Source organism: Kitasatospora sp. NPDC004745 (assembly GCF_042873275.1).
In the GTDB taxonomy this organism is placed as follows: Bacteria; Actinomycetota; Actinomycetes; order Streptomycetales; family Streptomycetaceae; genus Kitasatospora.
Genome location: NZ_JBIALK010000025.1, coordinates 29,178 through 53,343 on the forward strand (window position 1 = coordinate 29,178; position 24,166 = coordinate 53,343).

Consider the following 24,166-nt stretch of genomic DNA (forward strand, 5'->3'; position numbering starts at 1 on the left):
GCTCAGGCGCTCGGCGAGTCCACCTGCTCGGGGGCGGGGTGGTCCTGGGCGGGGCTGTCCTCGGCGGGGCGGTCCCGGGCCGGCTCGGCGTCCGCGGCCCCGGCCAGCGGGGCCGGCCCCCCGCGGGCCCGGTCGGCCAGTGCCAGCAGGTCCTCGGCGGCGGCGCCCTGGGTGACGCCGACCAGGTGCCCGTCCGGCCGGATCAGCAGCACGGTGTGCGGCCCGGCCTCCGGGTACTCCTCGGTGACCAGCACCTCGGCCGGCACCGGCAGCGCGGCGGCGACCTCGGCCAGCCGGGGCATCAGACCGGCGCCCAGCCAGTGCTCGGAGGACCAGACGGCGGTGCCGGGGGCGACCAGCAGCAGCAGGAAGGCGACGCCGAGCCGGGCGTGCAGGTGGTCCGGGGTGCCGTCGGCGGCCAGCACCGGCAGGTCCGGGACGAGCACGCCGGGCGCGGTGGCGGGCAGCAGTTCGCTGAGTGAGGTGGTGCTGCGGGCACCGCGCTGGACCGGCACCCGGCCGGGGACGCCGGAGGGCGCCGCCGGGTAGGCGGGCGCGCCGCCGAAGCGGCCGGTGCCGAGCTGTCCGTCGGCGAGCAGCGGGGCGTGCTTGCGGAACCCCCCGACCAGCAGCGAACGCCTGGTCTGCTGCCAGCCGCGCAACGGGCGCAGCAGCGGCATGGCCTGGTCGACGGCGCGCAGCCGGGCGCCGACCGCGCCGCGCCGCTCCACCTCGTAGCCGTCCAGCAGGGAGCCGCCGGGCTGCGGGCCGCCGGAGTGGAGGTGCCAGGCGAGGGCGAGCCGCCAGGCGAGGTTGTCGGCGTCGCGCAGCCCGTCGGCGAGGTTCTGCATGCCGAGTGCGCCGTGCAGGTGGGCGGCGTCGCCGGCGAGGAAGCAGCGGCCGCTGCGGAAGCGGGCGGCGAGGCGCTGCTGGGCGGTGTGGTCGGCGGCGGCCAGCAGGTCGAAGCGCGGCAGTTCGCCGCACCAGCCGGTCAGGGTGGCGGTGACCCGGGTGAGCAGGGTGTCGCCGGTGACGATGCCGGGCCAGGTGGCGTGCGGGTCGACGGGCTCGGTGGGGGCGGGCCGTCCCGGGGGCAGCCGCCAGTCGAGCCGCCAGACGCCGTCCGGCAGGGGGCGGGCGGAGGCCTCGCGGTCGCCGCGCCACGGGGGCTCGCGGTGGAGTCTGGCCTCGTGGAACGGCAGGTCGACGCGGACGGTGGCGATGGCGTTGCGGTCGACGGCCGGGCGGCCGGGGAAGCGGATCTTCAGGAGCTTGCGGACGGCGGAGCGGGCTCCGTCGCAGCCGACCAGGTGGCTGCCGCGCCACCAGGTGCTGGAGCCGTCCTGGGTGCCGTGGGTGCGGACGCTGACGCCGTCGCGGTCCTGTTCGAGTTCGACGACCCGGCTCAGCGGGACGAGTCTCACCAGCGGGGTGCCGGTCAGGGCGTCCCGCAGGCCGCGCTGGAGCCGGTGCTGGGGCAGGTGGAAGGTGGGGGAGTCGGTGAGGTCGATCCGCAGCACCTCCTGGCGGCGCCGCCAGACGGCGAAGGAGTCCCAGAGGGCGGAGTCCGAGACGGCCCGGGAGTAGCCGATCCGGGTGAGGAAGGCGGCGGTGTCGGCCCCGAGGACGACGCTGCGCGGGCCTTCGGGGCAGAGGCCGGAGCCCTCGTCCAGGACGACGGTCGGCACCTCGTGCCGGGCCAGGGCGAGGGCCAGGGCCAGACCGACCGGTCCGGCCCCGACCACGATCACCGGGTCCATGCGGTGACCTCCGGGCACGAACCGGCCGATGGGCCGGCGTCAGTTACCGCTGCCGCATATGCCGCGTGGATGCTCCCGGGAGGTGTCACGAAGAGCAATGCAACAGTTCACCTGCGTGTCCGTCAAGCAGCAGCCGAAGTGCGCCGGTTCGCGCCGCGACGGCCGCGTGCTTCGATCCACCGGGCGAGCGCGGTCAGCAGCAGGCAGAGCAGGATGTAGATCGGGCCGATCACCAGCACCACGGGGATGTAGGGGAAGCCCGCGGCGTTCAGCGGCTGGCTGGCGATCTTCTTGCCGATGAACAGCAGTTCCTGGTAGGTGATGATGAAGCCGAGCGAGGTGTCCTTGAGGGTGACGACCAGCTGGCCGATCATCGAGGGCAGCATCGAGCGGACGGCCTGCGGCACCAGGATGCCGGCCATCACCTGGGTCTTGCGCATGCCCAGCGCGTAGGCGGCCTCGGCCTGGCCGCGCGGGACGGCGTTGACGCCGCTGCGGATGATCTCGGCCTGGACCGAGCCGTTGTAGAGGGTGAGCCCGAGCACCAGCGCCCACATCGGCTCCTTCGCGAAGAACGCGTAGTAGAGCGCGACGATCAGGATCAGCAGCGGCATCGCCCGGAAGAACTGGACGAAGCTGACGCAGAGCCAGCGGACCGGCCGGTGGTCGGAGAGCTGGCCGGTGGCCAGCAGCGAGCCCAGCGTGAGCGAGAACAGCGCCGCCAGCCCGAAGGCCTTGAGGGTGGCGAGCAGGCCCTCCAGGATCCACTGCTGGACGGTGTTGTACTGGAAGGCGTCCCACAGCTGGGGGTCGAACTGCCCGTTGTCGTCGAGCGCGGTGAAGGCGTACCAGAGCAGTCCGGCGACGCCGAGCAGCGACAGCACCCCGAAGAGGCGGTACCGGTTGCGGGCGCGCGGGCCGGGGGCGTCGTAGAGGACGCTGGCCGTCGGGACGCGGGTGGAGGTCTTGCTCATCGGGCCACCGCCAGTCGGGACTCCAGGAAGCGGAACAGCGCGGCGACCGTGGCGCTGATCACCAGGTAGGCGCAGGCGATCCAGAAGAAGATCGAGAAGATGGAGTAGCCCTTCTCGGAGAAGGTCTGCTGGGCGCTGTACAGCTCGCTGACGCTGAACGCGCCGGCGATCGCCGAGTTCCTCGGCAGCGCGATGAACACGCTGCTCAGCGGGGCCAGGACGGTCCGGGCGGCCTGCGGCAGGACGACCAGGGTGAGCGTCTGGCCGAAGCCCATGCCGAGGCTGCGGGCGGCCTCCGCCTGGCCGAGCGGCACGGTGTTGATGCCGGAGCGGATCACCTCGCAGACGAACGAGGCGGTGTACCCGCCGAGCGCCAGCACGGCGAAGGCGAGGTGGCTGAAGTGCACGCCCAGCGCCGGCAGCCCGAAGGTGACCGCGAAGAACAGCAGCGTCAGCGGGGTGTTGCGGAACAGCGTCACCCAGGTGGTGCCGAAGGCGCGCAGCACCGGTACCGGGGAGACCCGGAAGGCCGCCAGCAGGGTGCCCAGCAGCAGGGCGAGCAGGGCGCTGAGCGCGCTCAGCTCGATCGTCTGCAGGAAGCCGTCGCGGAACAACGCGAAGTTGTCGTCCTCGAACAGGAACCCCATCCGGCGGCCCTCCTCTCAGGATGTCGGGTCGGGAACGTGTGGCCGCGGCGGTTCGCCGCGTGCGGATCAGTAGCGGTCGAGGGTGGGCACGGCGGGCGCGGCGGAGCCGGACAGGCCGAGCGTCGCGTCGTAGGCCTTCTTCCAGTCGCCGTTCTCCTCGTGGGCCTTGACGGCGTCGGTGATGGCGCCGCGCAGGGCCGCGTCGTCCTTGTTGAGGCCGACGCCGTAGTTCTCCTTGGTGAACGGCTTGCCGACCACCTGGAGCTTGCCGGCGAACTTGGAGGCGTAGCCCTTGAGGATCGCGTCGTCGGTGGTGACCGCGTCGACCTCGCCGGCGAGCAGCTTCTCGACGCAGGCCGAGTAGGTGTCGAACTGGGTGATCTTCGGGTTGTACTGCTGGATGTTCTTGATCGAGGTCGAGCCGGTGGCGGTGCAGACGTTCTTGCCGCTGACGCTCTCCGGGCCGGTGATCGAGGTGTTGTCCTTCTTCACCAGCAGGTCCTGGCCGGCGATGTAGTACGGGCCGGCGAAGGAGACCGTCTTCTTGCGCTCGTCGTTGATGCTGTAGGTGCCGACGTAGAAGTCGATCTGGCCCTTGGCGATGGCCGGCTCGCGCTGCGAGGAGACCAGGGTCTGCCACTTGATCTGCTGCGGGGTGAAGCCGAGGTCGGCGGCGATCATCTTGGCGATCTCGATGTCGAAGCCGCTGCGGTCGCCGCTGGCGACGTCCTCGAAGCCCAGGAACGGCTGGTCGGCCTTGGCGCCGATGATCAGCTGGCCGCGCTTCCTGGCCTCGGCGAGGATCGCGGAGTCGATCTTGACGTCGGTCTTGACCGTGTAGGTCGGCAGCGCCGGCGCGTTGCCGGAGCTCGCGGCGGAGCCGGGCGAGCCGTCCTTGCCGCAGGCGGCGGTGGCGGTGAGCGCGACGGCACAGAGCGCGACGGCGAGGGTGCGACGAGTCCTCATGAGGGTGTTCTCCTGGGAGCTTGGCCACGGTTCAACCGGGCTCTGGCGTCTGGAAGTTGTGTACACGGGCAGGGCCGTCCGGCGCCCTTGCCGGCGGCGGCCCCGCGTGGTCCCGAAGCGTCAGTGGTGCAGGATCTTCGAGAGGAAGTCCTTGGCGCGCTCGGAGCGCGGCGCGGTGAAGAAGGCGTCCGGGGTGTTCTGCTCGACGATCCGGCCGTCGGCCATGAACAGCACGCGGTTGGCGGCGGAGCGCGCGAAGCCCATCTCGTGGGTGACCACGACCATCGTCATGCCCTCGGCGGCCAGCCGGCGCATGACCTCCAGCACCTCGTTGACCATCTCGGGGTCGAGGGCCGAGGTGGGCTCGTCGAACAGCATCACCTTGGGCTTCATGGCCAGCGCCCTGGCGATCGCCACGCGCTGCTGCTGGCCGCCGGAGAGCTGGGCGGGGAACTTGTCCGCCTGGGCGCCCACGCCGACCCGGTCCAGCAGCTCGCGGGCGGTGCGCTCGGCCTCGGCCCGGGGGACCCGGCGCACCTTGACCTGGCCCATCACCACGTTCTCCAGCACAGTCTTGTGCGCGAAGAGGTTGAAGGACTGGAACACCATGCCGACCTCGGCGCGCAGCCGGGCCAGCTCCCGGCCCTCGGCGGGCAGCGGGCGGCCGTCGATGGTGATCGAGCCGGAGTCGATGGTCTCCAGTCGGTTGATCGTCCGGCACAGCGTGGACTTGCCCGAGCCGGACGGCCCGATCAGGACCACCACCTCGCCCTGGACGATCTCCAGGTCGACGTCCTGCAGCACGTGCAGGGCGCCGTAGTGCTTGTTCACACCGTTCAGCACGACCAGGGGGGCGGCTGCGGGGGTGGAGTCCGCGACCGGGTTCTCGGTCATCGCGCCTGCTCCCTCTGTGTCGGCCCTCGGGAGTCCGAACTCCCTTGGGCGGCAATGGTGGTACGAATCCGGGAGCCGCGACCGGCGGAGCCGCAGCCCCCGGTGGGCCGACCATAGGAGCGATGACGAGCCGCCGTCAGCCGATCTGAGCGGAACTTGAGGATCACGAAACGGCCACACGGTGCTCGCGGACTGTTCGCGAGTGCGTCAACGGGGCATGTCACATCGGGCGTTCGCGCCGGTGCTCCCCGTCCCCCCGGAGCCTGGTGGACGGCCGAGCCTGGCGCCGGGCCGTCCGCTGGCTCATACTGCGCAGGACCGGGACCCGACCGATCGGTCCGGTGATCACGTGGGGGAAGGAGGAGAACAGGATGCGACTGCTGCTCGTCGAGGACGACGAACGGGTGGCCGCCGCGCTGGTCGCGGTACTGGGCCGGCACGGCTTCCAGGTCCGGCACGCCCGCAGCGGGCACGAGGCGCTGGACGCCCTGGTGCCCGACGGCAACGACCCGTACCGGGTGGTGCTGCTCGACCTCGGACTGCCCGACCGCGACGGCTTCGAGGTGTGCAGCCGGATCCGGGCCGGCAGCGGCGTGCCGGTGATCATGGTCACCGCCCGCGCCGACATCCGCTCCCGGATCCACGGCCTCAACCTGGGCGCCGACGACTACGTCACCAAGCCCTACGACATGGGCGAGCTGCTCGCCCGCATCCACGCGGTGGCCCGCCGCGGCGCCGCCCCCGCCGCGGTCGCCGCGCCCGCGCCCGACGCCGTCCCGCAGCAGCGCGGCCCGCTGGAGTCCCGCGGCATCCGGATCGACCGGGAACGCCGCCGGGTCAGCGTGGAGGGCCGGGACGTGCCGCTCACCCGCAAGGAGTTCGACCTGCTCGCCCTGCTCGCACAGAGCCCCGGCGTGGTCTACCGGCGCGAGCAGATCTTCAGCGAGGTCTGGCGCAGCGGCTGGGAGGGCAACGGGCGCACCCTGGAGGTGCACATCGGCTCGCTGCGCAACAAGCTCGCCCTGCCCGGCCTGGTCGAGGCCGTCCGCGGCGTCGGCTACCGGCTGATCCCGGAGTCCCCGGCGCCCGCCGCGGACCAGGCCCCGTCGTCCGCACCCGCGGAGCACTGACCGCACGTGCGCACCCGCCTGCTCGGCATCCTGATCGCCCTCATGCTCTGCGTCCTGGCCGCCCTGGGGCTGCCGCTCGCGGCGGCGGTCGCGGCGGCCCAGCAGAGCAAGGTGGTCGTGGACCGGCTCGACGACGCCGCCCGCTTCGCCCAGGACCTGCCCACCTCCGGGGCCTCCGGGGTGGAGTCCGCGCTCAAGGGGGACCTCGAACCCGCCCCCGGTGACGTCAGCCGCCGGCACGCCATCGACGCCGAGGTCAGCCGCTACCACGACCTCTACGGCGTCCGGCTGGGCATCTTCCAGCGCGACGGCCAGCCGATAGCCGCCGCGCCCGCCGACTGGCGGGTGCCGGCCGGCGGCTGGGGCGCACAGGCCTTCCAGGAGGCGCTGGACGGGCGGCGCAGCCACAACCCGCCGCAGGTGTGGCCGTGGACCGGCGACCGCACCCTCACCGTCGCCACCCCGGTGGTGCGCGACGGCGACGTGGTCGCGGTGGTGCTCAGCGAGTCGCCGACCGGGGCGCTGCGCACCCGGATGCTGCACAGCTGGCTGGTGATCGGCGCGGGCGAGGCCGCCGCCATGATCGTCGCCGTGCTGCTGGCCGTCCGGCTCACCGAGTGGGTGCTGCGTCCGGTCCGCACCCTCGACCGGGCCACCCACGACATCGCCACCGGCCGGATGGCCGCCCGGGTCGCGCCCGGCGGCGGGCCGCCCGAGCTGCAGCGGCTGGCCCGCTCCTTCAACGAGATGGCCGACCACGTGGTGCTCGCCATGGACCAGCAGAAGGCCTTCGTCGCCGACGCCTCGCACCAGCTGCGCAACCCGCTGGCGGCGCTGCTGCTGCGGGTCGAGGTGCTCGGCCTGGAACTGCCCGAGGGGCACGAGGAGGAGCTCGGCGGCGTCCGGGAGGAGGGCGTCCGGCTGGCCCGGGTGCTCGACGACCTGCTCGGCCTGGCCACCGCCGAGCACGCCCGCCCCGAACCCGAGCAGACCGACCTCGCCGCGCTCACCCTGGCCCGGGTGGACGCCTGGCGGCCGGTCGCCGAACAGCGCGGCATCGAGCTGCGCTGGGACGGCCCGGCGCTCGCGCTCGGCATGGCCGACCCGATCGGCTTCGGCTCCGCCCTCGACGCCGTGCTCGACAACGCGCTCAAGTTCAGCCCGGCCGACAGCCGGGTGCGGCTGCGGGTCGCGGTGCGCAAGGACGAGGTCGCGGTGACCGTCACGGACGCCGGGCCCGGCCTCACCGAGGACGAGCTGTCCCGCGCCGGGGACCGGTTCTGGCGCAGCCCGCGCCACCAGAACGTGGACGGCTCCGGGCTGGGCCTGTCGATCGCCCGCACCCTGCTGGCGGCCGGCGGCGGCTCGCTCGGCTTCGCGCCGGTCAAGCCGACCGGGCTCGCGGTGACGCTGGCCGTGCCCAGGCCGGCGAAGGCCTGAGGGCCGGCCCGCGCGACCCCGCGGGCCGGCCGACGGGCGGAGCGCAGGCTCCTCAGGGCTTCACGGAGCGGTAGTAGCGCATGGCGCCCTCGTGCAGCGGGAGCGGGTCGGTGTAGACGGCGGTGCGCAGGTCGACCAGCTGGGCCGCGTGCACCTGGGCGCCGATCTGGTCGCGGCTGTCGATCACCGCCCGGGTCATCCCCTCGACCAGGCCCGGGTCCACGTCGTCCCGGGTGATCAGCAGGTTGGGCACCGCCACCGTGGCGACGGCCTCCGTGGGCTCGGCGTTCGGGTAGGTGCCCTTCGGCATGGTGGCCGCCCGGTAGGCGTCGGTGCCGCCGCCCTCCATCTTGTGGATCGCCTCGGCGAGGTCCCCCAGCGGCACGACCCGGATCCGCACGTGGTCGGAGAGGTCGGTGAGGGCGCTGGTCGGCAGGCCGCCGGACCAGAAGAAGGCGTCCAGCTTGCCCGCGCGCAGGTCGTCCGCGGCGGCGCCGACACCGTCCGGCACCGGGACGATGTCGCGGTCGAGGTCCAGTCCGGCCGCGGTCAGCAGCCGCCTGGTCACCAGGTTCACCCCGGACTGCGGCAGCCCCACGCCGACCCTCAGGCCCTTGAGGTCGGCGGTGCGGTGCACCGGCGAGGACGCGGGGACGATCAGCTGCAGGTAGTCGTCGTAGAGCCGGGCGATCGCCCGCAGCCGGTCCTTCCCCGGTCCGCTGTAGTCGGCGACCGCGTCGGCCGTGGCGATCGCGAAGGAGTCCTGGCCGCCGGTCACCCGGGTGAGGTTCTCTATCGAGCCCTGGGAGTTGTCCAGGGCCAGCCGCACACCGGGCATCGCCTTGGCGACGTGGGTCTCCAGCAGCTGCCCGTACCGGTCGTACACGCCGCGCTCGACCCCGGTGGCGAAGCGGGTCTCGCCGAGCGGGTAGCCGGGCGAGCGGCCCGCCGACAGCCACCAGCCGCCCAGCGCCGCGAGCACCAGCACCAGGGCCAGCAGCGTCCGCCACAGCGGGCTGCGGGCCGCGGTGCGGGCGGCGGCGCCGAGGCGTGGAGGAGTGGTGGGGGCCATGCAGGGATACTGCCAGGCGCCCCGGCCGAACGGGAGGGGGAACGGGGTACGGGAACCGCGGGCCCGGCCCGGCACCCGTGCTCCCGGCTGGACCGGAGCGCCTGCCCGGTGGGCGGTGGGCGGTGGGCGGTGGGCGGGAGGGCGGGGGCGGTGGCGGGACGGCGGGAGCACGGGCGGGGCGGGACCGGGAAAAGCGCTTCGCGGCTGCCCGTACCCTGGTCTGGTGAGCGGTGAGAGCGGATTGAAGAGCTACAAGGTCGTCACGTACGGCTGCCAGATGAACGTCCACGACTCCGAGCGGCTGTCCGGCCTGCTGGAGGACGCCGGCTACGTCAAGGCCGGCCAGGACGGCGACCCGGACCTGGTCGTGTTCAACACGTGCGCGGTGCGCGAGAACGCCGACAACAAGCTGTACGGCAACCTCGGGCAGCTGGCGCCGGTCAAGACCCGCCACAAGGGCATGCAGATCGCCGTCGGCGGCTGCCTGGCGCAGAAGGACCGCGACACCATCGTGCGGAAGGCCCCCTGGGTCGACGTGGTGTTCGGCACCCACAACATCGGCCACCTGCCGGCGCTGCTGGAGCGGGCCGCGGTCGAGCGCAAGGCCCAGGTGGAGATCCTGGAGTCGCTGGAGACCTTCCCCTCCACCCTGCCGACCCGCCGCGAGTCGGCGTACGCGGCCTGGGTCGCCATCTCGGTCGGCTGCAACAACACCTGCACCTTCTGCATCGTCCCGGCGCTGCGCGGCAAGGAGGAGGACCGCCGCCCCGGCGACGTCCTCGCCGAGATCGAGGCGCTGGTGGACGAGGGCGTCATCGAGGTGACCCTGCTCGGCCAGAACGTCAACGCCTACGGCTCCGACCTGGGCGACCGCGAGGCCTTCTCCAAGCTGCTCCGGGCGGCCGGCCAGGTCGAGGGCCTGGAGCGGATCCGCTTCACCTCGCCGCACCCGCGCGACTTCACCGACGACGTGATCGCCGCGATGGCCGAGACCCCGAACGTGATGCACCAGCTGCACATGCCGCTGCAGTCCGGGTCGGACCGGGTGCTCAAGGCGATGCGCCGCTCCTACCGGCAGGACCGCTTCCTGGGGATCATCCGGAAGGTCCGCGAGGCGATGCCCGACGCGGCGATCTCCACCGACATCATCGTGGGCTTCCCCGGCGAGACCGAGGAGGACTTCGAGGAGACGATGCACGTCGTCCGCGAGGCCCGCTTCACCAGCGCCTTCACCTTCCAGTACTCCAAGCGCCCCGGCACCCCGGCCGCGGACATGGCGGACCAGGTGCCGAAGGCCGTCGTCCAGGCCCGCTACGACCGGCTGATCGCGCTCCAGGAGGAGATCTCCTGGGACGAGAACAAGAAGCAGGTCGGCCGCACCCTGGAGATCCTGGTCGCCGAGGGCGAGGGCAAGAAGGACGACAAGACCGACCGGCTCTCCGGCCGCGCCCCCGACAACCGGCTGGTGCACTTCACCCGGCCCGCCGAGCCGGTGCGCCCGGGCGACATGGTGACCGTCGAGATCACCTACGCCGCCCCGCACCACCTGCTCGCCGAGGGGCCGACCCTCGCGGTGCGCCGCACCCGGGCCGGTGACGCCTGGGAGAAGCGCCAGGCCAAGCCCGCGGCCAAGCCGGCCGGGGTGATGCTCGGCCTGCCGACCATCGGCGCTCCGGCCGCGCTGCCGTCGGCCGCCCCGGCGGGTGGCTGCTGCGGCGACTGACGCCGCGCCGCGCACGACGGCCCGGTGGGACCCGCGTCCCGCCGGGCCGTCGCGCTTCCCGCCCGGCGCGTTCTCCGGCCTGGGTCCCGTTCTCCGGCCGGGCTCCCGTTCCCCGTCGGGGTCCGTTCCCCGTCGGGGTCCGTTCCCCGTCGGGGTCCGTGTGCGGACGGGCCGCTTCGGCCCCCCTCCTCCCGGCGGGAGAGGGCCTAGAGTGATCCACATGCTGGTAGCCGCCGCCGTGTGCCCCTGTCCGCCGCTGCTCGTCCCGGAGGTCGCCGCCGGGGCGGCCGCCGAGCTGGACGGGCTGCGGGCCGCCTGCGACGAGGCGCTGGCTGCGCTGGTCGCGGCCGCGCCGCAGCTGGTCGTGGTGGTCGGCACCGGCCCGCAGGCCGAGGTGTGGACCGAGGGCGGGGCCGGCTCCCTGCACCGCTACGGGGTGCCGCTGGTGGCCAAGCTGCCCGGCGACCGGGTCGAGGGGCCGGAGCTGGCGCCCTCGCTGACCATCGGCGCCTGGCTGCTGCAGCGCGCCGGCGTGGACGTCCCGACGCACGCCTGCGCCGTGCCGGTCGACGCCCCCGCCGACCGGATGCTCGGCCTCGGCCAGGGCCTGGCCGGGCTCGCCGACCGGGTCGCCCTGCTGGTGCTGGGGGACGGCAGCGCGTGCCGCTCGCTGAAGGCCCCCGGCTACCTGGACGAGCGGGCCGAGGGCTTCGACGCCGCGCTGGCCGCCGCCCTGGGCTCCGCCGACCTGGCCGCCCTCGCCGCGCTGGACGCCGCGCTGGCCGCCGAGCTCCAGGCCGAGGGCCGGGCGCCCTGGCAGGTGCTGGCCGGCGCCGCCGAGGGCGCCGGCCTCACCGCACGGCTCGGCTACCAGGACGCCCCGTACGGCGTCGGGTACCTGGTGGCGTCCTGGAGCTGAGCGCCCCGGTGCGGGGCGGCGGCCGGGAGCCTCAGCCCCGCGGGGCCGGGCCGGGGCCGTCGCCCGAGGCGGGCCCGGGCCTGGTGGCGAAGTCGTCCACCGCACCCTTGGCCCGGCTGGCGCCGTGCTCGATCTTCTCGCTGTACTTGCCCTTGGTGGCCCGGTCGATCGCCCCGCCGGCCCGGTCCACCGCGTGGTCGATCTGGTCGCCGTGCTTTCCCGCGAGCTCGCTGGCCCGCTCCTTGAGCTCCCCGGCCTTGCCCTTGAGGTTGTCCATCAGACCCATGGTGTCGTCACCCTTCCTCTCCGTGTCCTGACCAACGTCCCGGGGGGTCGAAGCGTTCGCGACCGCCGAAACGGCCGGAAACAGTCATATCGTCGCGCACCGGTGGCGGTCGGGCAGCGCGGTCACGGCAACCCCGCCGGTTTTGCGAGACTGGAGCGGTGAGCAGCTCCCAGCCCCGCGTGGTCTCCGTCGTCGGCGCGACCGCCGCCGGCAAATCCGACCTGGCCGTCGCCATCGCCCGCACCCTCGACGGCGAGGTGATCAACACCGACTCGATGCAGCTGTACCGGGGCATGGACATCGGCACCGCCAAGCTCACCCTGCCCGAGCGCGGGGGAGTGCCGCACCACCTGATGGACGTCTGGGACGTCACCGAGGCCGCCAGCGTCGCCGAGTACCAGCGGCTGGCCAGGGCCGAGATCGACCGGCTGCTCGCCGCCGGGCGCACGCCCGTCCTGGTCGGCGGCTCCGGGCTGTACGTCCGGGCGGCGATCGACGAGATGGAGTTCCCCGGCACCGACCCGGAGGTCCGCGCCCGGCTGGAGGCCGAGCTCGACCGGGACGGCCCGTACGCCCTGCACCGGCGGCTGGCCGAGCTGGACCCGGCCGCCGCCGAGGCGATCCTGACCGGCAACGGGCGGCGGATCGTCCGTGCCCTGGAGGTCATCGAGATCACCGGCCGGCCGTTCACCGCCAACCTCCCGAGCAACACCGCCGTCTACGACGCGGTGCAGATCGGCGTCGCCGTGCCGCGCCCCGAACTCGACGAGCGGATCACGCTGCGGGTCGACCGGATGTGGCGGGCCGGGCTGCTGGACGAGGTGCGGGAGCTGGAGGGCGCCGGACTGCGGGAGGGCCGCACCGCCTCCCGTGCGCTCGGCTACCAGCAGGTGCTGGACCACTTCGCCGGGGAGTGCACGGAGGACGAGGCGCGGGCCGAGACCGTCCGGGCCACCAAGCGCTTCGCCCGCCGCCAGGAGTCCTGGTTCCGCCGCGACGACCGGATCCACTGGCTCTCCCGCCCGGCCGGGACCGACCCGGTCGAGCTGCTGGAACGATCCCTCGAACTGATCGGCCGTCAGGGGGTTCCGGCCGCGTAGGCGGGTTCCGGCCACCCGGCGGGTGCAGGTGCGCGCGCAGGTGGCCGTGCAGGACGAACCGGCGGTCACGGGCCGATCACGTGATGGCCACGGATCACTTGTCGACCCCGGTCAGGCCCGGAACGCACCTCTGGACATGCCATCATCGATGCCATAGGGATCGGCCCGCGCGGGCCGACCGTGCCCGGCCGCGAGTCCGCTCGTGTCGAACAGTCAGGGGAGGCCGTGTGTCAACGGGTACCGGCCCCGAATCCGGCCAGAGCGGGAGCGTCACCGCACCGGCCGAGGCGTTCGACGAGTCCACGATGGGCGACCTGCCCGTGCTGACCGGCCTGGGCGCACCCACCTCCTACGCCACCGCGCTGCCCGCCCTGGACACCCGCACCCCGGCGGGCGCGGTGCACGAGCGGGAGATCCGGCCGCTGCGCCGGCTCCGCTGGTGGCAGACCCTGCCGATCGCCCTGCTGGGCACCCTCGGCTCGCTGATGTTCGCCTTCCCGCTCGCCTTCGGCTCCGCCGGGGCCCGCGCGACCATGGTCGGCATGCTCGGGCTGCTGCTCACCGCCGCCTCCGTCGGCTGGGGCGCCATGGCCGCCCGGCACGCCGGCTACAAGTGGCCCGGCCTGCCGCGCCGCGGCTCCGGGCAGCGGGCCGGCTGGAAGGCGATCGTGGTCTACACCCTGATCGCGCTGGCGGCCTGCGCGCTGGCCGTCTGGCGGGTCGCCTACCTGCGGTGACCGGGCCCGGGCCCCGGCCCGGCGACTCAGTACCATCGGGAGGGTGAGCGCATCCTCCCCGCAGCAGGCCGGCCCCCGCTTCTTCAAGGGGCACGGCACCGAGAACGACTTCGTCATCATCCCGGACCCGGACGGCGCACTGGCGCTCGGCCCGCAGGCCGTCGCCGCCCTGTGCGACCGGCGGGCCGGCATCGGCGGGGACGGGCTGCTGCGCGTGGTGCGCTCCGCCGCCGACCCGGCCGCGGTGGACCAGGCCGACCGGGCCGAGTGGTTCATGGACTACCGCAACGCCGACGGCAGCATCGCCGAGATGTGTGGCAACGGCGTGCGGGTGTTCGCCCGCTTCCTGGTCGAGTCAGGGCTGGCGAAGCCGGGCGAGCTGGCGATCGCCACCCGCGCCGGGGTGCGGCGGGCGAGGGTCGCCGAGGACGCCGCGGACGGCACGCTCGGCGAGGTCACCGTCGACATGGGCCGGGCGCGGCTGCCCGGGCCGGACGGCGTCGAGGTCGCGGTCGGCGCCCGGCGCTGGCCCGCGCTGAACGTGAACATGGGCAACCCGCACGCGGTGGCCTTCGTCGAGAGCCTGGAGCACGCGGGGAACCTGTACACCGCCCCGCTCACCAGCCCCGACGGCGTGTACCCGGAGGGCGTCAACGTCGAGTTCGTGGTGGACCGCGGGCCGCGGCACGTCGCCATGCGGGTGCACGAGCGCGGCTCCGGGGAGACCCGCTCCTGCGGCACCGGCACCTGTGCCGTCGCGGTGGCCGCCATCCGCCGGGACGGCGTCGACCCGGCGGTCACCGGGGAGCCCGCCACCTACACCGTGGACGTGCCGGGCGGCCGGGTGGTCGTCACCGAGCACCCGGACGGCCGGATCGACATGACCGGGCCCGCGGTGATCGTGGCGGGCGGCGAGATCGACCCGCGCTGGTGGGCGACCCTCGTCGGCTGACGGCCCGGTTTGCCCACTTCGCGAGCCGGCGAATCCGCCCGTTCGGGTGATGCCGGTCGCGGACGGGAAGCAACGCATCGCGGAACGTGCTCTGCTCGGTAGCATGGACCACCGGGCCGAGCGCCCCCGAGAGGGGCAGGCGGGCAACCGGTGATCGCTGCCGGAGGTGCGCCGATGACCATCGAAGCCGGGCAGTCCCTGACGGGGCAGCCGACGTCCGCACGGCAAGCCGGGGCCAGGCGGCCCCTGGGGGAACTCGGCCGGGCCGCACTCGGCCGGGCCGGCCGGGCCGCCCTGCTGGCCACCGGCCGGCCGCCCGTCCCGGACGCCCTCGAACCGCTCGTCCGGGTCCACCGCGAGCACCATCCGCAGGCCGACCTCGGCCTGCTCGCCCGCGCGTACCGGCTCGCCGAGGCCAGCCACCGCGGCCAGAAGCGCAAGAGCGGCGAGCCGTACATCACCCACCCGCTCGCCGTCACCATGATCCTGGCCCAACTCGGCGCCGGGACCACCACCCTGGTCGCCTCGCTGCTCCACGACACCGTCGAGGACACCGAGTTGACGCTGGAGCAGGTCGGCGAGGGCTTCGGGCCCGAAGTCGCCTACCTGGTGGACGGGGTGACGAAGCTGGAGAAGGTCGACTTCGGCGCCGCCGCCGAGGCCGAGACCTTCCGCAAGATGCTGGTCGCCACCGGCGACGACGTCCGGGTGATGGTCGTCAAGCTCGCCGACCGGCTGCACAACATGCGCACCATCCGGCACATGAAGCCGGCCAGCCAGGTGCGGATCGCCAAGGTCACCCGGGACGTGCTGATCCCGCTGGCCGAGCGGCTCGGCATCCAGGTGCTCAAGGCGGAGCTCGAGGACATCGTCTTCGCCACCCTGCACCCGGAGGAACACGCCCGCACCAGGGCCCTGATGGCCGGTCACGAGGGCGAGCCCGACGCGCTGCTGGAGCCCTTCGCCCGGCAGCTGGCCCGCCAGCTCGCCGAGACCGGGGTCACCGCCGAGGTCACCGTCCGCCCCCGGCACTGCGTCTCGCTGCACCGGGTGCTGCTCAAGCGGGCCGCCGCGCCCGGCCCGGACGGGCGGCCGCAGGGGCCGCAGCCGGCCGACTTCGGGCGGCTGCTGGTGGTCGTCGAGGAGAACGCCGACTGCTACGCCGTGCTCGGCGAACTGCACACCTGCTGGACGCCGCTGCCCGGCGAGTTCAAGGACTTCGTCGCCGCCCCCAAGTTCAACCTCTACCAGTCGCTGCACACCGCCGTGGCGCTGGGCGGCGGTGAGGTGGTCGAGGTGCTGGTGCGCACCCGGCGGATGCACGCGGTCGCCGAGACGGGGGTGGTCGCGCTCGGGGACCCGGAGCCGGCCGGCGCCGTCCAGGACGCCGACGAGCTCGACCGCACCGACCCGGCCCGGCCCGGCTGGCTCAGCCGGCTGCTGGAGTGGCAGCAGGAGACGCCCGACCCGGACGCCTTCTGGTCCGCGCTCACCGCCGACCTGGCCGGCGACCGCGAGATCACCGTGGTGACCGAGGACGGCGAAACGCTTCAGCTGCGGGCCGGCGCCACCTGCGTGGACGCCGCCTACCTGCTCGGCGAGGAGACCGGCCACCGGTGTATCGGCGCCCGGGTCAACGGCCGGCTCACCGCGCTCTCCACCGTGCTCCAGGACGGCGACCTGCTCGCCGTGCTCACCGAGACCGCGCCCACCCCGGCCGGGCCCGCCGGGAGCGCGCCCGCCGGGGCCGGCGCACCCGCCGCCGAACCCTCCGGACCGGCCCCCGAGTGGCTGGCCCACGCCCGGACCCCGGCGGCCCGGCTGGCCATCGAACGCTGGCTCGCCGACCACCCGGCCCGGCTCCCCGTGGTGCGCACCGGGCCCTCCAGCGGCCAGCCCGCCCCGGCCGCGCAGCGCCGCCCGGAACGCCGCCCGGCGCCGGTCGCGGTGGCCGGGCACCCCGGGGCGCCGGTCCGGCTGGCCCGCTGCTGCACGCCCGTCCCGCCGGACGAGGTGGCCGGCTACCCGATCCGCGGCGGCGCCGTCGCCGTGCACCGCACCGGCTGCCCGGCCGGGGAGCGGATGCGCGAGGCGGGCCGCGCGGAGCTGGAGGTCCGCTGGCAGCCGCAGGGCGCCCCGGCGGCCGGCCACCGGGCCACCCTGCGGGCCGAGGCGCTGAACCGCCCCCGGCTGCTCGCCGACCTCACTGCGGCGATCTCCGCCGAGGGCGTGGGCATCGTCTCCGCCGAGGTCGAACCGCCGCAGGAACTGCGGGTCCGGCACACCTACACGGTGGAACTGCCCGAGCCGGCCGTGCTGCCCGCGCTGATGCGGGCGATGCTCCGGGTGTCCGGGGTGTACGACGTGAGCCGCCCGCACGCCCCCGAGGGCGGCGGCGCCCGCGACCCCGGGGGAAATGGGGATGACCAGCCCGCGCCGGGCGTGCGACCATCATGGGGAATTCACGGCCGGTCCGCGGCGTTCACAGGGCACAGGAGCCCCGGTGGCACCCGAGGACCCGAGGGGTAGCTCACCTCGCCCGGACGGTAAGCGGGGCGGAAGCTGGGCAGACTCCCGGTGGGCGGCGCGAGCCGTCCGCACAGGCCATCCGCACCAGCGACCAAAGGACAGAATGACCTCCACGTTCGACACCCGCGACCACGCCGACGCCCCGCGCCGCCTGGACGGTATGCGGGCTGAAGCCCTCATGGACGAGGACCTCGCGGCCATCGACGAGGACCACGGCCACCACTACGACGGCGACCAGTACGACCGCAGCGAGCGCGCCGCGCTCCGTAGGGTCGCCGGCCTCTCCACCGAACTCGAGGACGTCACCGAGGTCGAGTACCGCCAGCTCCGCCTGGAGCGCGTGGTCCTCGTCGGCGTCTGGACGGACGGCACCCTGGAGGAGGCGGAGAACTCGATGGCCGAGCTCGCCGCGCTCGCCGAGACGGCCGGCTCCGAGGTGCTGGACGGCGTCATCCAGCGCCGCGACAAGCCCGACGCGGCCACCTACATCGGCTCCGGCAAGGCCCAGGAACTGCGCGACATCGTCGCCGCGACCGGTGCCGACACCGTGGTCTGCGACGGTGAGCTCACCCCCGGGCAGCTGATCCACCTGGAGGACGTGGTCAAGGTCAAGGTCGTCGACCGGACGGCCCTGATCCTGGACATCTTCGCCCAGCACGCCAAGTCCCGGGAGGGCAAGGCGCAGGTCTCGCTCGCGCAGATGCAGTACATGCTGCCGCGCCTGCGCGGCTGGGGCCAGTCGCTCTCCCGGCAGATGGGTGGTGGCGGCTCCGGCTCGTCCGGCGGCGGCATGGCCACCCGTGGTCCCGGTGAGACCAAGATCGAGACCGACCGGCGCCGGATCCGCGAGAAGATGGCGAAGCTCCGCAAGGAGATCGCCGAGATGAAGAAGGGCCGCGACACCAAGCGCCAGGAGCGCAAGCGCCACCAGGTGCCGTCGGTGGCCATCGCCGGGTACACCAACGCCGGCAAGTCCTCCCTGCTCAACCGGCTCACCGGCGCCGGCGTCCTGGTGGAGAACGCGCTGTTCGCCACCCTGGACCCGACCGTCCGCCGGGCCCAGACGCCGAGCGGGCGGGTCTACACCCTGGCCGACACCGTCGGCTTCGTCCGGCACCTGCCGCACCACCTGGTCGAGGCCTTCCGCTCCACCATGGAGGAGGTCGCCGACGCCGACCTCATCCTGCACGTGGTCGACGGCTCGCACCCCGAGCCGGAGACGCAGCTGGCCGCCGTCCGCGAGGTCATCGTCTCGGTCGACGCGCAGAACGTGCCGGAGATCGTGGTGATCAACAAGGCGGACGCCGCCGACCCGCACGTGCTGCAGCGCCTGCTGCGCCGCGAGCCGCACGCCATCGTGGTGTCGGCCCGCAGCGGCGCGGGCATCGAGGAGCTGCTGAAGCTCATCGACGACGAGCTGCCGCGTCCGGCCGTCGAGGTGCGGGCCCTGGTGCCCTACACCCACGGCGGGCTGGTCTCGCGGGTGCACGCCGAGGGCGAGCTGCTCGCCACCGAGCACACCGGCGAGGGCACCCTGCTGCACGCCAAGGTGCCGGCCGAGCTGGCCGCCGAACTGGAGCGCTTCACGGTGGCGCTGCAGGGCTGAGGCCGCTGCCGCGGTGCGGCACGAACGGTGACGGAGGGCCCCGGACGGATGCGTCCGGGGCCCTCCGCGTCCCCGGGCCGTCCGGACGGCCCGGGGACGCGGCCCGTGCGTCACCTGGTGCTCTTGCTGAAGAAGTCGAAGGCCCGCTTCGCCTGGTCCTGCAGGGCGGGGCCGGCCAGGTACCCGTCCGGGGTGCGGCCGCCGAGCGCGGTCACGCTGACCAGGTTCGGCTTGCCGTCCTTGGTGATGAACCAGCCGCCGCCGTCGGCGCCGCCCGTCATGGGGCAGCCGATCACGTACATCGGCGGGCGGGCCCGGTCGAAGGACAGCCGGCCGGGTGCGGTGGCGGCGTCGCAGCGGTCGAGCTCCAGCCCGTCGGACGGCCGCTCGGCCGGGTAGCCGTACGCGGCGGCCGAGGTGACCTGCTCGCGCGGGGCGTTGAACCAGACCGGGACGGCGGCGCCGACGACCTCCTCCAGTGAGGGCCCGGAGGCCTCCTCGCCGCGCACCCGGACGATCCCGTAGTCGTACTGGTGGCGGGCGCCGACGCCGCCCTCCCGCAGCCAGGTCGGGGACACCAGCGCGCGCACCGCCGTCCACCGGCCGTACGGCGCGAGCTGTTGCTCGGTGGCCGGCCGGCCGCGGACCGCCCCGCCGTCCCGGTTGTAGCCGGGGACGAAGGTGACGCCCTTCAGCCAGCCGCCGCCCCCGCCCTCGTGCAGGCAGTGCGCGGCGGTGTAGACGAGGTTGCTGCGGCCCGGGTTGGCCGGGTCGGAGACCACCGTGCCCGAGCAGGCCGTGTCGCCGTGGGCCGTGCCGGCGAAGAGCCGGCCGACCACGGCGGAGGCCGGGCCGTACGGGCGCGGCTGCGGGACGGCCCGGCCGGCGGGCGGCGGGGCGTCGTGCTGGACGCCCGCCGGCGCCGAGGCGAGCGGGTACTCCGGCGTCGGCCGGCCCTTGGCGGCGGCCATCCGCCCGGCCGTCCAGGCGCCCGGCGGCGCCTCCTCGGCGGAGCCGCTGTCGGCGACGTAGCGCGTCCAGTCCTCCAGCTTCCAGCCCGCCAGGTCGTCCGGGCCGGTGGGGACCGCCCGGGGGAGCGCGGCGGGCGGCGGCGCGGGGGCGCCGGGGCCGTCCGGGCCGCAGGCGGTCGCGGCGAGCACGAGTGCGGCGAGCACCGCGGCGCCGGCCGCCGCGGGCCGGCGCCGCGGTGCGCGGCCGGTGTGCTTGGGCATGGTGCATCGTCCCCCGGGTGCGGTCTCCGCCGGCCGTGCGGCTACGGCTTCCTGGAGATCCAGTCCAGCGCCTGCCGGGCGACCGCCTCCAGGTAGGGGCCGCTCAGCGAGGTGTGGTCCTGGGTGCCGATCGAGGTGTTGCTGACCAGCGCGGTCCGCCCGTCCGGCATGGTGGCGAACCAGCCGCCGCCGCTGGCGCCCTGGGTCATGTTGCAGCCGATGGTGAGCATCGACGGGCGCTTCGCGTCGAACGACAGCCGGGTCGGCTTCCCGCCGTCGCACCGGTACAGCTCCTGGCCGTCGAACGGCTTGTAGAGCGGGTAGCCGACCGCGGCGACGGACACCTTGTCCCGCGGGGCGTCGAACCAGACCGGGACGGCCGAACCGACCGTCTCCTCCAGCGACTTCCCGGTGTCGTTCTGGTTGTGCACCCGCATGATCGCGAAGTCGTACTGGTTCGCGGCGTCACCGCTCTCGCCGCCCTCCACCATCCACTGCGGCGAGGTGGTGACGAGGTCGGCCCACCAGGTGCCCAGCGGGGCCAGTTCGGACAGCGGGGCCTTCTTGCCGCCGCTGGAGGCGCCCGAGTTGTTGTAGGCGGGGACGAAGACCAGGTCCTTGAAGAAGTCGCCGCCCTTGCCCGCGTGCACGCAGTGGCCGGCCGTCCAGACCAGGTTGCTCCGGCCCGGGTGCTGCGGGTCGGTGATCACCGTCGCCGAGCAGTTGCCCCGGCCGCCCTGGGCGCTGAAGAACACCTTCCCGGAGGGCTGCTTCGTGTACGGGCGGGCCACCGGGGTGGCCTTGACCGCGGCGGGCTCCGGATCGGTCACGCCGTTGTCGGTGGCGGGCTTGGCGGTGGGCGGGGCCGGCTCGGCGGGCTTGGAGTCGCCCATCTTGTCCGGGTTCCAGAAGTCCTTCACCACCGGGTTGTTGAAGACGTGCTGGGACGCCCACTTGTCCCAGTCCTCGAAGCGCCACTTCTTCAGGTCGTCCCAGGTCTTGGGCAGGCCCTCCAGCAGACTGGTCGGCAGGCCCGACGGGAGGGTGATCCCGCCGATCAGTCCGCCGCCGGCGGAGGCGCTGCTCGCGGAGGCCGGCGGCGGCGCCGCGCCGCCCCCGCCGCCGGCCGGGCCGTCCGGCCCGCAGGCGCTCGCCGCGAGCAGGGTTCCGGTGACCAGGGCGGCGGCCAAGGCTGACCGGTGGATCGATGGCATCTGTGCGCTTCCCCCTGTGCTCGGTCGGGCTGTCGTGCGGCGGCTCGCCGCTGTGGAGTCTTCCACCGGACACCAGGACGGCGGCGGCCGCCCCCCGGGTTGCGTTCCTGACCACAGGTCACCGATCCGTGATGCGGCCCACGCCGGCCCGGCGGCGCACCGGGGCGTCCCGCCCGGCGGCACAACCGGGCCGTCCTCCCGGGCGGTGAACAATCCCGGATCTTCACCCGGACGAGTGAGCCGTTCTTGTGATCACCCCTCAGGGATAGGTAACCCTTACCTGACGCCGCGGTGCGAGTGCCCGCCGAACCGTCCACCACCCGTGCGCGTCGGCACCCCCACGCGTCCCAAGGAGCAGCCTTGAGCACCGCCCTCACCGGAGCCCCGCCCGACCCCCCGCTGCAGGCGGAGCCCCCCGGGGACCCGGAGGACGCGCAGGCGTCGGGCGGTGCGCCCCGGCCGGCCGATCCGGGCCCGCCGCCGCAGCCCGGCCCGCTGCTCCAGCCGGGCCCGCCGGCGCCGCTGCTCCAGCCGGGCCCGCCGGCGCCGCTGCTCCACCCCGACCCGCTGCTCCACCCCGACCCGGCCGTCGCCGCCGAACAGGCCGGACTGGAAGCCCTGTTGCGCTGCTGGACGCGCGAGACCGGAGCCCGGCCCGGCCCCGACGGCCGACTGCGGATCGCCGTCCTCGGCGGCGCCGCCCTGCTCTCCGCCCCCGTCCGCCACTGGTCTCCCGGCGGCTGGCACCGGTTCGGCCCCGCCGTCCTCGCCGCCCACGACACCGCCGCGGGGGAGGGCCCCGGACCCGGCGCCGCGCCCGTCGACGCCGTCACCGCCGCCGCGCTGCTCGCCGCCGCGGCCGCCGAACGGCCCGACCCCGGACAGGTCGCCGACCTCGCCGCCCGGGTCGCCGACTCGGTCGTGCGCACCGCCGAGATCCTCGCCCACCGCCGCACCGCCGCGCCCGCCGGCGGACCGGAGCACTCGCACTTCCTCGCCGCCGAACAGTCCCTGCTCCTCGGCCACCCGCTGCACCCCACCCCGAAGAGCCGCGACGGCCTCGGCCCGGCCCAGAGCGCCGCCTACTCGCCCGAACTGCACGGCTCCTTCCGGCTCCACTGGTACGCCGTCGACCGCCGGCTGCTCGCCGCCGGCTCCGCCCTCGACGAGAGCGCCGACCGGATCACCGCCGGCCTGCTCGGCGACCACGCCGCCCTGCCGCCCGGCACCGCCGCCCTGCCGCTGCACCCCTGGCAGGCCCGCGAACTCGCCCACCGCCCCGCCGTCGCCGAACTCCTCGCCGACGGACTGCTGCACGACCTCGGCCCGGCCGGCGAACCCTGGTACCCCACCTCCTCCGTGCGCACCGTCTACCGGCCCGGCACCCCGTGGATGCTCAAGCTCTCGCTCGGCCTGCGGATCACCAACTCCCGCCGGGAGAACCTGCGCAAGGAACTCCACCGCGGACTCGAGGTGCACCGGCTGCTGGAGAGCGGACTCGCCACCGAGTGGCGGGCCGCCCACCCCGGCTTCGACGTCGTCCGCGACCCGGCCTGGATCGGCGTCGACCACCCCGCGCTCGGGGACCCGGGCGGCCTGGACACCGTGCTGCGCGCCCAGCCCTTCGCCCCCGCCGACCGCGCGTACTGCCTCGCCGGACTCGTCGCCGAACAGCCCCTCGGCACCGGTGACACCGTGCCCTCCCGGCTCGGCGACACCCTGCGCGCCCTCGCCGCCCGACACGCCCGCCCGCTGCGGACCGTCGCCGCCGAATGGTTCCTGCGCTACCTGGACGCCGTCGTCCTGCCCGTCCTGTGGCTCGACGGCCGGGCCGGCATCGCCCTGGAGGCGCACCAGCAGAACAGCCTCGTCCTGCTCGACGCCGAGGGCTGGCCCGACGGCGGCCGCTACCGCGACAACCAGGGCTACTACTACCGGGAGAGCGCCGCCGACCGGCTCACCGCCCGCCTGCCCGGACTCGGCGACCGGAGCGACACCTTCCTGCCCGACGACGTGATCGACCACCACTTCGCCTACTACCTGGGCATCAACCACGTCCTCGGCCTGGTCGGCGCGCTCGGCAGCCAGGGACTCGCCGACGAGACCGTCCTGCTCGCCGGACTGCGGCGGTTCCTGGCCGGCCCGCGGGCCGCCGCCACCGGCTCGGCCCTGCCCGCCCTGCTGCTCGACGCACCCACCCTGCCCTGCAAGGCCAACCTGCTCACCCGGATCAACGGCCTGGACGAACTCGTCGGACCGGTCGCCACCCAGTCCGTCTACGTGGACATCCCCAACCCGGTGGCCGACCGGGCGGGCGGACGACGGTCGCGGACGGGGCACGCGTGAACCCCGAGGACACCGGCACCGGCGCGCGGCCCCGCCCGGTGCACTCCGTCCCGGCGCGGCCCGGACCGGGCGCCCTGCTCGACCACCTGCCCGGATGGGGTGCCGTCCCCACCCCGGCCGGCCCGTTCCGGCTCAGCCCCCTCCGGCTGCCCGCCGACCTCGACCTGCTCACCGGGTGGATGAACGACCCCGAGGTCGACGCGTTCTGGGACCTCGCCGGACCGCCCGCCACCACCGAACGGCACGTCCGGGCCCAACTCCACGGCGACGGCCGCAGCGTGCCCTGCCTCGGTCTGCTCGACGGCACCCCGATGAGCTACTGGGAGGTCTACCGAGCCGACCTCGACCCGCTCGCCCGGCACTACCCGGCCCGACCCCACGACACCGGCCTCCACCTGCTGCTCGGCCCCGCCGAGAGCCGCGGCCGGGGCCTCGGCGCCGTCCTGCTGGCCGCCGTCGCGGACCTCGTCCTGCACCGGCGGCCCCGCTGCGAACGGGTCCTCGCCGAACCGGACGTCCGCAACCGCCGCTCCGTCCGGGCCTTCGAACGGGCCGGGTTCCGGACGGCCGCCGAACTCGACCTGCCCGACAAGCGCGCCGCCCTGATGGTCCGCTCCCGCTTACTCCCCGCCTAGGACA

Annotated in this window: 20 protein-coding genes; 11 read left to right on the forward strand and 9 right to left on the reverse strand. The window is 74.6% G+C overall.

Going from position 1 to position 24,166, the window contains the following annotated elements; all coding sequences use genetic code 11:
- Positions 1 to 2: 2 nt before the first annotated feature.
- The 5 genes from ACFYUY_RS31305 to ACFYUY_RS31325 all read right to left on the reverse strand — a co-directional run bounded on the left by ACFYUY_RS31305 (position 3) and on the right by ACFYUY_RS31325 (position 5,241).
- A complete protein-coding gene (locus ACFYUY_RS31305; protein WP_387905683.1) occupies positions 3 to 1,760 on the reverse strand; it encodes an FAD-dependent monooxygenase in 1,758 nt (585 codons plus the stop codon).
- Between the two features lie 122 nt (positions 1,761 to 1,882).
- On the reverse strand, positions 1,883 to 2,734 hold the full coding sequence (locus tag ACFYUY_RS31310; protein WP_360222184.1) for an amino acid ABC transporter permease: 852 nt from the start codon (positions 2,732 to 2,734) through the stop codon (positions 1,883 to 1,885).
- Positions 2,731 to 3,381 (reverse strand): amino acid ABC transporter permease, encoded by a 651-nt coding sequence (locus ACFYUY_RS31315; protein WP_360222187.1) that lies wholly within the window; start codon positions 3,379 to 3,381, stop codon positions 2,731 to 2,733. Before ACFYUY_RS31315 ends, ACFYUY_RS31310 begins: the two co-directional genes overlap by 4 nt.
- Positions 3,382 to 3,447: 66 nt before the next feature.
- Entirely contained in the window at positions 3,448 to 4,347 is a 900-nt protein-coding gene (locus tag ACFYUY_RS31320) for a glutamate ABC transporter substrate-binding protein (RefSeq protein ID WP_387905686.1), read from the reverse strand.
- Between the two features lie 120 nt (positions 4,348 to 4,467).
- Positions 4,468 to 5,241, reverse strand: a complete 774-nt coding sequence (locus ACFYUY_RS31325) for an amino acid ABC transporter ATP-binding protein (RefSeq protein WP_360222193.1) — start codon at positions 5,239 to 5,241, stop codon at positions 4,468 to 4,470.
- 371 nt (positions 5,242 to 5,612) lie between these two features.
- Here ACFYUY_RS31325 and ACFYUY_RS31330 point away from each other — a divergent pair, with 371 nt between their 5' ends.
- The gene (locus ACFYUY_RS31330) at positions 5,613 to 6,371 is read left to right on the forward strand and encodes a response regulator transcription factor (RefSeq protein WP_387905689.1); all 759 of its coding nucleotides are present in this window, start codon (positions 5,613 to 5,615) and stop codon (positions 6,369 to 6,371) included.
- A gap of 6 nt (positions 6,372 to 6,377) precedes the next feature.
- Positions 6,378 to 7,811, forward strand: a complete 1,434-nt coding sequence (locus tag ACFYUY_RS31335; protein WP_360222199.1) for a HAMP domain-containing sensor histidine kinase — start codon at positions 6,378 to 6,380, stop codon at positions 7,809 to 7,811.
- Between the two features lie 52 nt (positions 7,812 to 7,863).
- On the opposite strand, the gene ACFYUY_RS31340 is transcribed toward ACFYUY_RS31335, so the two are convergent.
- Positions 7,864 to 8,883, reverse strand: a complete 1,020-nt coding sequence (locus tag ACFYUY_RS31340; RefSeq protein WP_360222202.1) for a TAXI family TRAP transporter solute-binding subunit — start codon at positions 8,881 to 8,883, stop codon at positions 7,864 to 7,866.
- Positions 8,884 to 9,106: 223 nt separating this feature from the next.
- Here ACFYUY_RS31340 and miaB point away from each other — a divergent pair, with 223 nt between their 5' ends.
- Positions 9,107 to 10,606, forward strand: coding sequence for a tRNA (N6-isopentenyl adenosine(37)-C2)-methylthiotransferase MiaB (miaB, locus tag ACFYUY_RS31345; protein ID WP_360222205.1), 1,500 nt, complete (start codon positions 9,107 to 9,109; stop codon positions 10,604 to 10,606).
- 220 nt (positions 10,607 to 10,826) lie between these two features.
- Positions 10,827 to 11,525 carry a hypothetical protein gene (locus tag ACFYUY_RS31350; protein ID WP_387905692.1) on the forward strand — a complete coding sequence of 233 codons (699 nt, stop codon included), beginning with the start codon at positions 10,827 to 10,829 and terminating at the stop codon, positions 11,523 to 11,525.
- Between the two features lie 31 nt (positions 11,526 to 11,556).
- Here the strand turns inward: ACFYUY_RS31350 and ACFYUY_RS31355 are convergent, their stop codons facing one another.
- Positions 11,557 to 11,802: an antitoxin gene (locus ACFYUY_RS31355; RefSeq protein WP_387905695.1), complete on the reverse strand. Its 246-nt coding sequence runs from the start codon at positions 11,800 to 11,802 to the stop codon at positions 11,557 to 11,559.
- A gap of 167 nt (positions 11,803 to 11,969) precedes the next feature.
- Here ACFYUY_RS31355 and miaA point away from each other — a divergent pair, with 167 nt between their 5' ends.
- From miaA to hflX, 5 genes are all read left to right on the forward strand, one after another.
- Positions 11,970 to 12,911, forward strand: a complete 942-nt coding sequence (gene miaA / locus ACFYUY_RS31360; RefSeq protein WP_387905697.1) for a tRNA (adenosine(37)-N6)-dimethylallyltransferase MiaA — start codon at positions 11,970 to 11,972, stop codon at positions 12,909 to 12,911.
- 227 nt (positions 12,912 to 13,138) lie between these two features.
- The gene (locus tag ACFYUY_RS31365) at positions 13,139 to 13,648 is read left to right on the forward strand and encodes a hypothetical protein (RefSeq protein WP_360222217.1); all 510 of its coding nucleotides are present in this window, start codon (positions 13,139 to 13,141) and stop codon (positions 13,646 to 13,648) included.
- A 43-nt stretch (positions 13,649 to 13,691) separates the two neighbouring features.
- The gene (gene dapF, locus ACFYUY_RS31370) at positions 13,692 to 14,600 is read left to right on the forward strand and encodes a diaminopimelate epimerase (protein WP_387905699.1); all 909 of its coding nucleotides are present in this window, start codon (positions 13,692 to 13,694) and stop codon (positions 14,598 to 14,600) included.
- Positions 14,601 to 14,774: 174 nt separating this feature from the next.
- Positions 14,775 to 17,129 carry a RelA/SpoT family protein gene (locus ACFYUY_RS31375; RefSeq protein WP_387905702.1) on the forward strand — a complete coding sequence of 785 codons (2,355 nt, stop codon included), beginning with the start codon at positions 14,775 to 14,777 and terminating at the stop codon, positions 17,127 to 17,129.
- Between the two features lie 103 nt (positions 17,130 to 17,232).
- A complete protein-coding gene (hflX, locus tag ACFYUY_RS31380; RefSeq protein ID WP_360222226.1) occupies positions 17,233 to 18,735 on the forward strand; it encodes a GTPase HflX in 1,503 nt (500 codons plus the stop codon).
- A gap of 110 nt (positions 18,736 to 18,845) precedes the next feature.
- Here the strand turns inward: hflX and ACFYUY_RS31385 are convergent, their stop codons facing one another.
- Positions 18,846 to 19,967 carry a hypothetical protein gene (locus ACFYUY_RS31385; RefSeq protein ID WP_360212331.1) on the reverse strand — a complete coding sequence of 374 codons (1,122 nt, stop codon included), beginning with the start codon at positions 19,965 to 19,967 and terminating at the stop codon, positions 18,846 to 18,848.
- Positions 19,968 to 20,008: 41 nt separating this feature from the next.
- Positions 20,009 to 21,181 carry a trypsin-like serine peptidase gene (locus ACFYUY_RS31390; protein WP_387905706.1) on the reverse strand — a complete coding sequence of 391 codons (1,173 nt, stop codon included), beginning with the start codon at positions 21,179 to 21,181 and terminating at the stop codon, positions 20,009 to 20,011.
- Between the two features lie 360 nt (positions 21,182 to 21,541).
- Between ACFYUY_RS31390 and ACFYUY_RS31395 the strand changes: the two genes are divergently transcribed.
- Together ACFYUY_RS31395 and ACFYUY_RS31400 are read left to right on the forward strand one after the other, a co-directional pair.
- A complete protein-coding gene (locus tag ACFYUY_RS31395; protein WP_387905709.1) occupies positions 21,542 to 23,527 on the forward strand; it encodes an IucA/IucC family protein in 1,986 nt (661 codons plus the stop codon).
- The gene (locus ACFYUY_RS31400) at positions 23,524 to 24,162 is read left to right on the forward strand and encodes a GNAT family N-acetyltransferase (protein WP_387905711.1); all 639 of its coding nucleotides are present in this window, start codon (positions 23,524 to 23,526) and stop codon (positions 24,160 to 24,162) included. The genes ACFYUY_RS31395 and ACFYUY_RS31400 overlap by 4 nt, the downstream gene beginning before the upstream one ends.
- Positions 24,163 to 24,166 lie beyond the last annotated feature (4 nt).

Excerpts from the sequence above, each read along its gene's own strand:
- ACFYUY_RS31305 (WP_387905683.1), bottom strand. The coding sequence starts at position 1,760 with ATGGACCCGGTGATCGTGGTCGGGGCCGGACCGGTCGGTCTGGCCCTG.
- ACFYUY_RS31310 (WP_360222184.1), bottom strand. The coding sequence starts at position 2,734 with ATGAGCAAGACCTCCACCCGCGTCCCGACGGCCAGCGTCCTCTACGAC.
- ACFYUY_RS31315 (WP_360222187.1), bottom strand. The coding sequence starts at position 3,381 with ATGGGGTTCCTGTTCGAGGACGACAACTTCGCGTTGTTCCGCGACGGC.
- ACFYUY_RS31320 (WP_387905686.1), bottom strand. The coding sequence starts at position 4,347 with ATGAGGACTCGTCGCACCCTCGCCGTCGCGCTCTGTGCCGTCGCGCTC.
- ACFYUY_RS31325 (WP_360222193.1), bottom strand. The coding sequence starts at position 5,241 with ATGACCGAGAACCCGGTCGCGGACTCCACCCCCGCAGCCGCCCCCCTG.
- ACFYUY_RS31330 (WP_387905689.1), top strand. The coding sequence starts at position 5,613 with ATGCGACTGCTGCTCGTCGAGGACGACGAACGGGTGGCCGCCGCGCTG.
- ACFYUY_RS31340 (WP_360222202.1), bottom strand. The coding sequence starts at position 8,883 with ATGGCCCCCACCACTCCTCCACGCCTCGGCGCCGCCGCCCGCACCGCG.
- ACFYUY_RS31350 (WP_387905692.1), top strand. The coding sequence starts at position 10,827 with ATGCTGGTAGCCGCCGCCGTGTGCCCCTGTCCGCCGCTGCTCGTCCCG.
- ACFYUY_RS31355 (WP_387905695.1), bottom strand. The coding sequence starts at position 11,802 with ATGGACAACCTCAAGGGCAAGGCCGGGGAGCTCAAGGAGCGGGCCAGC.
- ACFYUY_RS31375 (WP_387905702.1), top strand. The coding sequence starts at position 14,775 with ATGACCATCGAAGCCGGGCAGTCCCTGACGGGGCAGCCGACGTCCGCA.
- hflX (WP_360222226.1), top strand. The coding sequence starts at position 17,233 with ATGACCTCCACGTTCGACACCCGCGACCACGCCGACGCCCCGCGCCGC.
- ACFYUY_RS31385 (WP_360212331.1), bottom strand. The coding sequence starts at position 19,967 with ATGCCCAAGCACACCGGCCGCGCACCGCGGCGCCGGCCCGCGGCGGCC.
- ACFYUY_RS31390 (WP_387905706.1), bottom strand. The coding sequence starts at position 21,181 with ATGCCATCGATCCACCGGTCAGCCTTGGCCGCCGCCCTGGTCACCGGA.